Origin of the sequence: Bacillus sp. GBSW19 (assembly GCF_002998655.1) — a bacterium.
In the GTDB taxonomy this organism is placed as follows: Bacteria; Bacillota; Bacilli; order Bacillales; family Bacillaceae; genus Bacillus.
Genome location: NZ_PVRF01000006.1, coordinates 1 through 12288 on the forward strand (window position 1 = coordinate 1; position 12288 = coordinate 12288).

Here is a 12288-nt window from a genome sequence, read left to right on the forward strand (position 1 = left end):
CATCAGGTTTGGTGGCGATAGCGAAGAGGTCACACCCGTTCCCATACCGAACACGGAAGTTAAGCTCTTCAGCGCCGATGGTAGTTGGGGGTCTCCCCCTGTGAGAGTAGGACGCCGCCAAGCTTTTCTAAGGATCAGTTCCATACGGAACTGGTCTTTTTTGTTTTTTAAGAAAAGGAACAAACACCCGATCTGACATGGATACATATACTAAACTACCATCTAAAACATTCTTAATTTTGTATACAATTGAAAGCGCTAGGGCATACTGAAGCTATAAGTGGAGGTGTCACAATGAGCAAAAAAGAGCGAGAAGCGATTTGTTTGATTTGTGAAGAGAAAAAGACAAAGGGAATTTATTTATATCATCAGTTTTTGTGCCGAGACTGTGAGCGAAAGTTAATTTCTACATCGACCTCGGATCCTAGCTATTCCGATTATGTGAGAAAGCTTAAAAATCTTCATACGCCGCCTTTGTATTCATAGACCACTAGATGGTCTTTTTTTATGAGCTATAAAGGATTGGTCTTGTTTTTTGGAACTTAGTTTGGACATCATCCGTAATTCATAATAAGATAAACAGAGAGCCTGATTATTCATAGGAGTCGATAAACATGAAATCAATCTTTTATACATTTATATGGGCCATCCTCTCTACTTTTTTTTCGCTTGTGATTTTAACCGTTAGTATTGGGGTTTTCCATCATCATGCTGGATTATCGATACTGTATGCGATGATTGGATGGGGTGTGATGTTTGTAGGGAGCAGATGGACTGCTTTCCAATTGTTTTTAAAGAAACACGGACTGTCTCGTAGTGATTATGTATATATCAAACAGCATTTAAAAGAAGCAGGGCAAAAGCTCGTGCGTTTAAAAAAAGCTTTATTTGCTGTGAAAAACGTACAAACGATCAAACATAATTATGAAGTTCTTCGGCTTGCACGACGAATCTATACAATAACAAAAAAAGAGCCAAATCGATTTTATGATGCACAGCGTTTTTATTTCGAAAGCTTGGATTCTGTCGTTGAACTAACTGAGAAATATGCACTATTGTATAATCAGCCTAATCGTAGTCATGAGCTGGAAATGACATTGAGCCAAACCCGAGTGACATTGACAGAGCTGCAAAAGCAATTGACCAATGATTTGCAGCAAGTTTTAGGAAGAGACATAGAAGCTCTTCATATTGAGCTTGAAGTAGCAGATAAAATGATGAAGAAATAGATGAAAGGAGTCAAACTCGATGAAACCGGAAGATCACGCCACACCATCACCTGCCTCCACTACAGATCTTCAGTTTCGGGTGTTTGATACCTTATCTGATGAGGAGAAAAAAGAAGCCGTGCAGCGTGCTAAGCAGATCCCTGACAATCCGCAAAAACTGCTTTTCTATGGTACACGTGTGCAGGAACGACTATTGGAACAATCACAACAGATGATGAAATATGTTGAGAAAAAAGATATCGATCAAATAGGAGACGTGCTTGAGACCTTTTTGCAGCAGCTGCATGTAGTGGAGCCTGAGGATTTACTGCCAAAGAAACAGGGCATTTTTTTAAAATGGTTTCAACGGGATAAACGATCTACTCAGGAGATCATATCGCGTTTTCAACATGCAAAATCACAGATCGAGAGATTGTCAGCAAGACTTCGTTATGCAAGAGGCGTATTAATCTCGGACCATATGTTATTAGAGCGTTTATTTGAAGAAAATCAAACTTATTTTCAAGAGATGACGCTGCAGGTCGCAGCAGTTGAAGCGAAAATGACAACGTTAGAGCAGCGGCCTATTTCAGAAACGCAACTTTCTGTTGACCGGACAATAGAGGAGCAATTGATGAGTCAAGAAGTCAATGAGGAAGAGTATGTGGAGAGACTAAAGGAACGAAAGTATGATTTGCTGTTAAGCCGGCAAATTGCATTGCAATGTAATGCTCAAATTCGGATGATCCAGCATACGAATCATACTTTGGCCAATCATATTCAATCAACTGTTTCTGCGTCTATTCCACTATGGATCAACCAAATGTCGATTGCGTTAACGCATATTCAGCAGCGGGCTAATTCAGCTCTTGAGAACCGAATCCAAAAAACATATGAAAAGGTATCGAAGCAGCAGGGACAGCTTCTTGAAGAGGTATCTTTTGCTCCTATAGATACGTTGAAAAAGGTCCAACGTCAATTAGCTGAAACATTACAGGAAACGTTACAGGTGAAAGAGCATGGAAGCCAAGAGCGAGCTCAATTGAAAAGCAGTATGTATGAGGCAGAGCAGCAGCTGGCGAATCCAATAAAGGAATGAGAAACCATCTTTCGGTTCACTTGTTTGAACGTTATAATAGACTTAAGATATCGTTAAAGTGAAAAGGGTCGATTTGTTTGAGAACACCTTTATATACAGCATTAGCACAGCATGCGGAAAAGAAGCCTTATTCTTTTCACGTTCCAGGACATCACAATGGAGATGTCTTTTTTGATGAGGCGCGGTCCCACTATGCTTCAATCCTTCAGCTGGATGTGACGGAGCTTGAAGGTCTAGATGATCTCCATCACCCGACTGGTGTGATTCAAGAGGCAGAAAATTTATTGACTAAGCTATATGGTTCAGATCAAAGCTTTTTCCTTGTAAATGGCACAACAGTCGGAAATTTGGCGATGGTGATGGCGGCATGCCGCACGGGAGACGAGATTTTTGTCCAGCGTAATTGCCATAAGTCTGTCTTCCATGCGATCGAGCTTGCAGGGGCAACGCCTATTCTGGTAGACGCTGAGATAGACCCACACTTGCATGTTCCAACACATGTGACGGATGATACAGTCAGAAAAGCCATAGCAAGACATCCTAATTGCCGAGCAATCGTTTTGACTTATCCGAACTACTATGGACATGCAGCTGATTTATCAAAGCTGATTCACATGTGTCATGAAGCAGGTGTGGTTGTTTTGGTTGATGAGGCTCATGGCGCGCATTTTGTATTAGGCGGCGCATTTCCTCCATCTGCTCTTTCCTATGGAGCGGACGTGGTGGTACAATCAGCACATAAAACCCTTCCGGCAATGACGATGGGTTCCTATCTTCATCTTCAAGGGGACCGAATCGATGCGAAGCGTTTGAAAACATTTCTCACGATGCTTCAAAGCAGTTCGCCGTCTTATCCAATTATGGCCTCATTAGATGTGGCGAGGGCTTATGTCGAGGAGATCAAAGGAAAAGGGACATTGGATGTAATCATGAAAGAACTGACAGAGCTGAAAGATCAGTTCAACCGTCTGACTCATCTTGAAGTGGTTGAGCCTGACTCGCTGCTTTCCGATCCATTAAAATGCGTCATTCGATCAACAAAAGGACTGACTGGTTACGAACTAAAACGGGTGCTTGAATCAGTGGATGTTCATCCAGAGCTTGCGGACGAACATCAGGTTTTACTTATTCTTAGCTTAGAACAGAGGAAGGACGTTCCTTTCAAGCGGATCGAGCAGGCTCTTAAGCAAAGTGATTCATTGATCAAAGGAAAAAAACATATCCAAAATGAGACGTTATCTATTGAGACTGATGAGCAAAATCAAGACATAGAGGCTGTCCCATTTGAACATGCAGCAGGCCGGATGAGTGCAGAATCAATTATTCCCTATCCGCCTGGTATTCCTTTGATGATTAAGGGAGAGCGTATTGAGATAGATCAAATTGAGGCGTTAAGCCGTTTGCTTGGACATCAGGTTCATGTTCAAGCAAGTCAGGTCATTCATCAGAGAAAATTATATGTTTATATAGAAGAGGAGACACTATGAGCGGTATGTTTATTACGTTTGAAGGGCCAGAGGGCGCCGGAAAAACGACAGTGATTCGAAAAGTGTACGAAGAAATGGAACGTCAAGGATATGCAGTCATGGCGACACGTGAGCCGGGAGGCATTGAGATTGCTGAGCAGATTCGTGAAGTCATTTTAAATGAAAAAAACACGAAAATGGATGCGAAAACAGAGGCATTGCTGTATGCAGCAGCGAGAAGGCAGCATTTGGCTGAAAAGGTAGAACCGGCATTGCAGCGCGGAGACACAGTCTTATGTGATCGTTTTGTTGATAGCTCTCTCGCTTATCAAGGCTATGCGAGAGGGCTTGGAATTGACCAAGTCAGATCAATTAACGACTTTGCTATTGATGGTACGATGCCGCAAATGACCATTTATTTTTCCATTACACCTGAAGAAGGGTTAAAACGAATTCACGCCAATCAAGGAAGAGAAAAAAACAGATTAGACATGGAGACGCTGAATTTCCACCAGTTGGTCAGAGAAGGCTATGAACTGCTTATTGCGCAATCGCCAGAACGATTCCGTGTAGTAGATGCGTCTCAGCCGATACAGGATGTCTATGAAGAAGTACTTCGGGTGATTCAGGACACATTAAAGAAAAATCAAATATGACCTCATTCCCAATCGTTGTTATAATATAGAGGAAGACATCGGCATGTCACCTGTGCCTAAAACAAAGGAGGCCAATCAAATGAAATTAATTGTTGCCGTTGTACAGGACCAAGATAGCAGCAAGTTGTTGAAAATATTGACTGAACATCATTTCGGCGTGACAAAATTAGCTTCAACTGGTGGGTTTTTAAAGTCTGGGAATACGACTTTTATCATTGGTTGTGATGATGTCCGAGTGGATAAAGCATTACAGCTTATAAAAGAAAATTGCCGCAAACGTGATCAAATGATTGCACCTGTATCTCCAATGGGTGGTAACGCAGATTCATATGTACCATACCCTGTTGAGGTTGAAGTTGGTGGAGCTACTGTCTTTATTCTGCCAGTTGAACAATTTCATCAATTCTAAGGATGGGTTGCTGTGAAAATTAATCAAGATATGCGGCTGCTTTTAGAAAAGCGTGAACTCCAAGGCATTAAAGGAAGCCAAACATCTGCCTCCTTTAAAGCATCGATGGAGACGCAAAGCGGCAAAATGCGCTTAGAGCAGCTGACGGTTATGCTGAGTGATATCGAAGTGTTCGGTAAAAAGCTGACAAAGTCACGAAACCTAAAGGACTTGGCAAGGTTTAAAGGGCTTGTGAAGCGCTTTGTAAAAGAGACAGTCGATAATGGATTCAATATAGAAACATCAAGGAGCTTTGACATTTATGGCAACACGCGTACACTCGCTTTAGTCAAAGCATTAGATGAAAAGCTGATTGAATTAACAGAGGATATGATGGACCAAGAGAAACCTTCTATTGATTTGCTTGAACGTATTGGAGAAATAAAAGGTTTATTGATTAACCTTTACACATAGAGAGTGATAACATGGCAATTAGCTGGGATGACATGAATGATTTGCAGCCGCGCGTCATGCGGCTGATTTTTAATAGTATTGATAAAGACCGACTTGCGCATGCCTACTTATTTGAAGGAAAAAAAGGGACGGGAAAGCTGGATGCTGCGATGCTTTTGGCTAAGAGCTTTTTTTGCTTGAAAGCAGGAGTGAAACCATGTGAATCCTGCCAAAACTGCAAAAGGATTGAGTCAGGAAACCATCCCGATTTACATCTCGTGCAGCCTGATGGTCAATCGATTAAGAAAGCGCAAGTGCAGGCATTGCAAGAGGAATTTACAAAAGCAGGTGTGGAATCTCACCGAAAAATGTATATCATTCTTCATGCGGACAAAATGACGGTCAATGCCGCGAACAGTTTATTGAAGTTCCTAGAGGAGCCTAACCGGGAAACGATGGCAATTTTAATCACTGAGCAATCGCATAAAATGCTGGATACGATTATTTCAAGATGTCAGATGCTTAGCTTTCAGCCGCTGCAGCCGCAATCCTTGGAGCAGCAGCTATTACAAGAAGGCGTATCTCAGCATCTTGCAAGGCTTTTGTCGAATTTAACCAACAATTTAGCAGAAGCACTCGAATTAAGTCGAAATGATCAGTTTGCAGAGTCTAGAGCGAAAGTGATAAAATTGTATGAAGTCTTACACCAGCGAAAAGAACATGCATTTTTTTATATACAAGATCAATGGATGCCTTTTTTCAAAGAGAAAGACCTTCAAGAAACAGGTCTGGATATGCTTTTATTTATATATCGTGATGTATTGTCGATTCAAATAGGAAATGAAGATAAAGTCATTTATCAAGACTTATTCCAGACAATGAAGCAGCACGCGCTGCATTCCACACAGCAGATGGTGACGAACCAGATCCTTGCTGTATTAGAAGCGAAAAAGAGACTTCAATCCAACGTGAATGCCCAAGGGCTGATGGAGCAATTGGTGTTGATGTTGCAGGAGGGATAAGTTTGTACAACGTAATTGGTGTTCGTTTTAAAAAAGCGGGCAAAATCTATTATTTCGATCCTAATGGATTTCATATAGAAAATGATAGTTGTGTCATTGTAGAGACGGTCAGAGGAGTTGAGTACGGACAAGTGGTCATCGCTAATAAAAAAGTAGATGAACACGATGTCGTTCTTCCTCTGCGTAAGGTGATTCGTGTAGCAGACGAACGAGACCGGCTCATCGTTGAGGAAAACAAAGAAGCAGCGATGACAGCCTTTGATACATGTCTTCAGAAGGTAAGTGAACACGGGCTAGAAATGAAGCTGGTCGATGTTGAATTTACATTTGACCGAAACAAGGTCATCTTCTACTTCACAGCGGATGGCAGAGTAGATTTCCGCGAGCTAGTGAAAGATCTTGCTTCAATTTTCAAGACGAGAATTGAACTTCGCCAGATTGGTGTAAGAGACGAGGCAAAAATGCTGGGCGGCATAGGTCCTTGCGGGCGAATGCTTTGCTGTTCGACATTCTTAGGAGACTTTGAACCAGTATCCATTAAGATGGCAAAAGACCAAAACCTGTCGCTAAATCCTACAAAAATTTCAGGGCTTTGCGGCCGTTTGATGTGCTGCTTGAAATATGAGAATGATGAGTATGAAACAGCGAAAGAACAATTGCCCGATATCGGTGAAACGATTCAGACATCTAGTGGCTCTGCAAAGGTAGTAGGGCTCAACATTTTAGAACGAATTTTGCAAGTTGAATTAACCGGGCAAGAAAAAGTGATAGAATATACGTGGGAAGAATTATTACAAGAAGGCGTTGTATCTGCACAAACAACTGAGTAACGAGGTGTGCCACCTTGGATAAAAAGGAACTATTTGATACGGTGATCAATTTAGAAGAACAAATCGGTTCTCTTTATCGCCAGTTAGGTGATTTGAAAAATCATATCGGTGAAGTGATTGAAGAAAATCATCAGCTGCAGATGGAGAATCAGCACTTGCGTGAACGTCTGGATCAGTCTGATCGGGACAAATCGTCTGAGACAGAGAATGATTCTGCTCAGAAGCCAGGTCATTCTGATATAGGAGAAGGTCATGATAACCTGGCTCGGTTATATCAGGAGGGCTTCCATATTTGTAATGTACATTATGGGAGCATTCGTAAAGAGGGAGACTGTTTGTTCTGTCTGTCATTTTTAAATAAAAAATGAGAAAAGGCTTCCGCTGAATCGGAAGCCTTTTTCACAGGAAAAGAAAGGATACATCATGGTTTCGTTAAGAGAAGATGAACGATTAGATTACTTGCTCGCCGAAGATATGAAGATTATTCAAAGTAAAACGGTTTTCGCCTTTTCATTGGACGCAGTATTATTAGCGAAATTTGCGTATGTGCCAATCCAAAAAGGAGAGATCATTGATCTTTGTACGGGAAATGGCATTGTGCCATTGCTGCTTTCGACTCGATCTAAGGCCTCCATTACTGGGGTCGAAATTCAAGAACGGCTGTTTGATATGGCAAAAAGAAGCGTGGCGTATAATCAACTTGAAAAGCAGATTGAATTGATTCATGGTGATTTGAATGATATGCCAGCACGCTACGGCAACCACAAAGTAGATGTCATCACATGTAATCCGCCATATTTTAAGACACCTTCTAAGGAAGAAATCAATGAAAATGAATACTTGGCAATTGCCCGGCATGAAATCCATTGTACATTAGAAGATGTCATTCGTGTTTCTTCCACGCTGCTGAAGCAAGGAGGTAAACTGGCGATGGTTCATCGACCGGGACGGCTGCTTGAGATTGTGGAATTGATGAAGAAATACCGAATTGAGCCAAAACGAATTCAATTTGTTTATCCCAAACAGGGGAAAGAAGCCAATACCATCTTAGTAGAAGGTATAAAAGATGGAAAACCAGATCTGAAAATCCTCCCGCCTCTTTTTGTTTATGGAGATGATCAAGAGTATACAGAAGAAATCAGGACGATACTGTATGGAGAAGCATAATCATTACTTCTATGTATTGAAATGTGCAGACGGCAGCCTATATGCAGGTTATACAAATGATTTGCAAAAAAGACTGACGACCCACAATAGTGGAAAGGGAGCAAAATATACAAGAGCAAGGCGGCCGGTTGAGCTGTATTATCATGAACGCTTTGCAACCAAAAGAGAAGCCATGCAGCAAGAATATCGTTTTAAAACGTGGACGCGGAAAAAGAAAGACATTTATATAGAAGAAATGCGAATAGAAAAGGAGGCGGCACATGAAAACACAGAAAAGCTTTGATGGTCAATCAGATATGGGCATTCTATATCTCGTCCCAACCCCAATTGGCAACTTAGAAGATATGACGTTTCGAGCCATACAAACATTAAAAGATGTAGACTATATTGCCGCAGAAGATACAAGACAAACGAAAAAACTTTGTCATGTCTATGAAATTGATACGCCATTAACGAGTTATCATGAGCATAACAAAGAAAGCAGCGGCCACAAGTTGATCGAATGGTTAAAAGAAGGAAAAAACATCGCACTCGTGAGCGATGCTGGTTTACCGACGATCTCAGATCCAGGTGCTGAAGTGGTTCGAGACTTTACTAATATCGGCGGTTATGTCGTTCCGTTACCTGGAGCAAATGCTGCACTTACAGCACTCATTGCATCAGGGATTACACCTCAGCCATTTTTCTTTTATGGTTTTCTTGACCGACAAAAAAAGGAAAAGAAAAAACAGCTCGAAGCTTTGAAGAAGCGTCAAGAAACAATCATTTTCTATGAAGCGCCCCATCGATTAAAAGAAACGCTGACTTTGATGAAGGAAGTGTGGGGCAACCGGAATATCGCCATTACGAGAGAACTAACGAAAAAATTTGAAGAGTTTATTCGTGGAGATTTAGAGTCTGTGCTGACATGGGCCGCCGAGCATCAAATCCGGGGTGAATTCTGTCTTGTCGTACAAGGTAATGATCAAGATGAAGAAGAGTTAAATGAAGATGTCTGGTGGAAGTCCTTATCTGAAAAGGAACACGTGATCCATTACATAGAAGAAGGATTAACGTCGAAGGAAGCCATTAAACGTACAGCCGTCGAACGTGGTGTACCAAAGCGCATGATATACGATGCCTATCATATTGAACAATAAAGAAAGGTTCTTGCAAACGGTGCAAGAACCTTTTTTATATCAAACTTATTTTTGTGATTGAAGTTGGTTTTGGATTTCGTTAATGATTTGCTCTGCACCTTCACGGCTAAGAACTAATTTACCATTAGCAAGTTTAAGGTTATCGTCTGATACTTCACCTGTAACTTGGCAAGTCATGTTTGGTTTATATTTTTTTAGGATAATTTTTTCATCATCAACATAAATTTCCAAAGCGTCTTTTTCAGCGATTCCTAGAGTACGGCGAAGTTCGATTGGAATCACCACGCGTCCTAATTCGTCAACTTTACGTACAATACCTGTAGATTTCATCTTCATTCTCCTCCCAAAGAGTTCTTATTCTTAATATAATATTATCTTCGTCATTATTCGACAAATTCCTTACATTCATAGCATAACAAGGTTTCCATAAATCGTCAATCATTTTGTTTACTATTGTTTGTAAAATATGACTCTTAAAGTCAAAAGACCTTGAAACTATTGATTTATAAGGATTTCTCGGGTTTTTTCTATGAAAATATGAGAAATGACGAGTTCAGATTAACAAGACTTTTGCCCTAAATTAGACAATTGTAAATCTGGAAATAGATTTCATACGACAATATTCGACAAAATGTCGACAGGTTTGTCGTTTTTTTCGAAAAACTCATCTTTTTCGATCATTTCATCTTGTTCTATGTATATATGCTTGATCTTAAAGGCTAAGATGGTATCATAGAGAAAGCACAAGTGCAAAATTTAATGAATTGATCTAACACATTTTCATGTAACGATGATAACCGCTCTCGTCCATTGGGCGGGAGTTTTTGACATTTACACACACGCAGGAGGTTCCGACATGCCGGAAAAGAAAAAAACGTTTTATCTGACAACACCTATTTACTATCCGAGCGGAAAATTACATATTGGACATGCTTATACGACAGTAGCAGGGGATGCTATGGCTCGTTATAAACGTCTTCAAGGCTATGATGTGATGTATTTAACGGGTACAGATGAGCACGGACAAAAAATTCAGCAAAAAGCTGAAGAACAAAATATTACACCGATCGAGTATTTAGATCCGGTCGTAGCAGACATTCAATCATTATGGAAGAAACTCGACATTTCGAATGATGATTTCATCCGTACAACAGAAAAAAGACATACGAAAATCATTGAGCAAGTGTTTCAAAAGCTGCTTGATCAAGGTGATATTTATTTAGATCAATATGAAGGCTGGTACAGTATTCCTGATGAGACTTTCTATACGGAAACACAGCTTGTGGATGTTGAGCGGAATGAAAAAGGAGAAGTCATTGGCGGGAAAAGCCCTGACAGCGGACATCCTGTCGAATTAATTAAAGAGGAATCATATTTCTTCCGTATGAGTAAGTACGCGGATCGTTTACTAGACTATTATGAGAAGAATCCAACGTTCATTCAGCCTGAATCAAGAAAAAATGAAATGATCAATAACTTCATTAAACCAGGTTTAGAGGATTTGGCTGTATCAAGAACAACCTTTGATTGGGGAATTAAAGTTCCTAACAATCCAAAACACGTCATCTATGTATGGATTGATGCGTTATTCAACTATTTAACTGCGATTGGCTACGGAACTGATCAGGATGAAAAATATAAAAAATATTGGCCTGCTAACGTGCATCTCGTAGGGAAAGAAATTGTACGCTTCCATACGATTTATTGGCCAATTATGCTGATGGCACTAGATCTGCCGCTGCCGAAACAAATTTTCGCACACGGCTGGCTGCTGATGAAAGATGGGAAGATGTCTAAATCAAAAGGGAACGTAGTAGATCCCGTCACATTAATTGATCGCTATGGCCTTGATGCCCTTCGTTATTACCTCCTTCGTGAAGTACCATTTGGTGCGGATGGTGTGTTTACACCAGAAGGATTCGTGGAACGTGTAAACTATGACCTTGCCAATGATTTAGGTAACTTGCTTAACCGTACAGTTGCGATGGTACAAAAATATTTTGACGGTACATTAAGCAGCTATAAGGGTCCAGTTAATGAGTTTGATGAGGAACTTAAAGCGGTAGCTGAGCAAACAGTCAAAGCCTATGAAGAAGCGATGGAAAACCTTGAATTCTCGGTGGCTCTTTCAAATGTTTGGACATTAATCAGCAGAACCAATAAATATATTGACCAGACAGCTCCATGGGTGCTGGCAAAGGATGAAACAAAACGAAAAGAGCTGCATTCTGTCATGTATCATTTAGCAGAATCACTGCGCATCACAGCGGTGCTCTTAACGCCATTCCTAACGAAAACACCTGAGAAAATCTTCTTCCAGCTTGGCATTGAAGAAGAGAAGCTTAAAAGCTGGGATAGCATTCTATCTTTTGGTGCCATTCAACAAGCGACGGTACAAAAAGGAGAGCCTTTGTTCCCTCGTTTAGAGGTTGAAGAAGAAGTAGCGTATATTAAAGAGAAAATGCAGGGAAGTGCACCAAAGGAAGAAGAGAAAGTTGAAATAGAAGAAACGGAATTACCTGAGCTTGGAGCAGAAATTGCATTTGATGATTTCTCAAAAGTTGATCTTCGAGTAGCACAGGTACTGGAAGCAGCCCCAGTGAAAAAAGCGGATCGTCTCTTAAAGCTTCAGCTTGATTTTGGATTTGAAAAAAGACAAATTGTTTCAGGGGTTGCCAAGCATTATCAACCTGAGGAATTAGTAGGGAAAAAGCTCGTTTGCGTAGCGAATCTCACACCAGTCAAACTCAGAGGGGAAATTTCCCAGGGAATGATTTTAACTGGAGAAACTGATGGGAAATTGCAGGTTCTTGAAGTAGACCGATCTCTAGCAAATGGAACAAAAATTTTATAAATCAAC

The 12288-nt window shown here is 40.7% G+C and carries 15 protein-coding genes and 1 rRNA gene; 15 read left to right on the forward strand and 1 reads right to left on the reverse strand.

Translation table 11 applies throughout. The features are described 5' to 3' along the window. Positions 1-7 precede the first annotated feature (7 nt). The 14 genes from rrf (at position 8) to rsmI (ending at position 9428) form a co-directional block, all read left to right on the forward strand. Positions 8-123, forward strand: a 5S ribosomal RNA gene (rrf, locus tag C6344_RS18210). Between the two features lie 171 nt (positions 124-294). After that, positions 295-486: a sigma factor G inhibitor Gin gene (locus C6344_RS18215; RefSeq protein WP_003217973.1), complete on the forward strand. Its 192-nt coding sequence runs from the start codon at positions 295-297 to the stop codon at positions 484-486. A gap of 128 nt (positions 487-614) precedes the next feature. Beyond that, positions 615-1229 (forward strand): 5-bromo-4-chloroindolyl phosphate hydrolysis family protein, encoded by a 615-nt coding sequence (locus tag C6344_RS18220; RefSeq protein WP_106031933.1) that lies wholly within the window; start codon positions 615-617, stop codon positions 1227-1229. Positions 1230-1248: 19 nt separating this feature from the next. Then, positions 1249-2307 (forward strand): toxic anion resistance protein, encoded by a 1059-nt coding sequence (locus C6344_RS18225; protein ID WP_106073173.1) that lies wholly within the window; start codon positions 1249-1251, stop codon positions 2305-2307. Positions 2308-2384: 77 nt separating this feature from the next. Further along, positions 2385-3794 (forward strand): aminotransferase class I/II-fold pyridoxal phosphate-dependent enzyme, encoded by a 1410-nt coding sequence (locus tag C6344_RS18230; protein WP_106073174.1) that lies wholly within the window; start codon positions 2385-2387, stop codon positions 3792-3794. Next, entirely contained in the window at positions 3791-4429 is a 639-nt protein-coding gene (gene tmk / locus C6344_RS18235) for a dTMP kinase (protein ID WP_034665671.1), read from the forward strand. Before C6344_RS18230 ends, tmk begins: the two co-directional genes overlap by 4 nt. Before the next feature lie 79 nt (positions 4430-4508). Continuing rightward, a complete protein-coding gene (locus tag C6344_RS18240; RefSeq protein WP_024425625.1) occupies positions 4509-4838 on the forward strand; it encodes a cyclic-di-AMP receptor in 330 nt (109 codons plus the stop codon). A gap of 12 nt (positions 4839-4850) precedes the next feature. Then, positions 4851-5291 carry a YaaR family protein gene (locus C6344_RS18245; RefSeq protein WP_034665673.1) on the forward strand — a complete coding sequence of 147 codons (441 nt, stop codon included), beginning with the start codon at positions 4851-4853 and terminating at the stop codon, positions 5289-5291. Between the two features lie 11 nt (positions 5292-5302). Next, positions 5303-6292 (forward strand): DNA polymerase III subunit delta', encoded by a 990-nt coding sequence (holB, locus tag C6344_RS18250; RefSeq protein WP_106037503.1) that lies wholly within the window; start codon positions 5303-5305, stop codon positions 6290-6292. Between the two features lie 2 nt (positions 6293-6294). Further along, positions 6295-7122: a competence/sporulation regulator complex protein RicT gene (ricT, locus tag C6344_RS18255; RefSeq protein ID WP_012008643.1), complete on the forward strand. Its 828-nt coding sequence runs from the start codon at positions 6295-6297 to the stop codon at positions 7120-7122. A 14-nt stretch (positions 7123-7136) separates the two neighbouring features. Beyond that, the gene (gene yabA, locus C6344_RS18260; RefSeq protein WP_003217957.1) at positions 7137-7490 is read left to right on the forward strand and encodes a DNA replication initiation control protein YabA; all 354 of its coding nucleotides are present in this window, start codon (positions 7137-7139) and stop codon (positions 7488-7490) included. 55 nt (positions 7491-7545) lie between these two features. After that, a complete protein-coding gene (locus tag C6344_RS18265) occupies positions 7546-8289 on the forward strand; it encodes a tRNA1(Val) (adenine(37)-N6)-methyltransferase (RefSeq protein ID WP_044140390.1) in 744 nt (247 codons plus the stop codon). Beyond that, positions 8276-8572 (forward strand): GIY-YIG nuclease family protein, encoded by a 297-nt coding sequence (locus C6344_RS18270; protein ID WP_106072606.1) that lies wholly within the window; start codon positions 8276-8278, stop codon positions 8570-8572. The genes C6344_RS18265 and C6344_RS18270 overlap by 14 nt, the downstream gene beginning before the upstream one ends. After that, the gene (gene rsmI, locus C6344_RS18275; protein ID WP_106073175.1) at positions 8550-9428 is read left to right on the forward strand and encodes a 16S rRNA (cytidine(1402)-2'-O)-methyltransferase; all 879 of its coding nucleotides are present in this window, start codon (positions 8550-8552) and stop codon (positions 9426-9428) included. Before C6344_RS18270 ends, rsmI begins: the two co-directional genes overlap by 23 nt. Before the next feature lie 45 nt (positions 9429-9473). On the opposite strand, the gene abrB is transcribed toward rsmI, so the two are convergent. Continuing rightward, positions 9474-9764 (reverse strand): transition state genes transcriptional regulator AbrB, encoded by a 291-nt coding sequence (gene abrB / locus C6344_RS18280; protein WP_087975202.1) that lies wholly within the window; start codon positions 9762-9764, stop codon positions 9474-9476. A 520-nt stretch (positions 9765-10284) separates the two neighbouring features. Between abrB and metG the strand changes: the two genes are divergently transcribed. Next, complete coding sequence (metG, locus tag C6344_RS18285; RefSeq protein WP_106037506.1) at positions 10285-12282, forward strand: methionine--tRNA ligase; 1998 nt, start codon at positions 10285-10287, stop codon at positions 12280-12282. Positions 12283-12288: the final 6 nt, after the last annotated feature.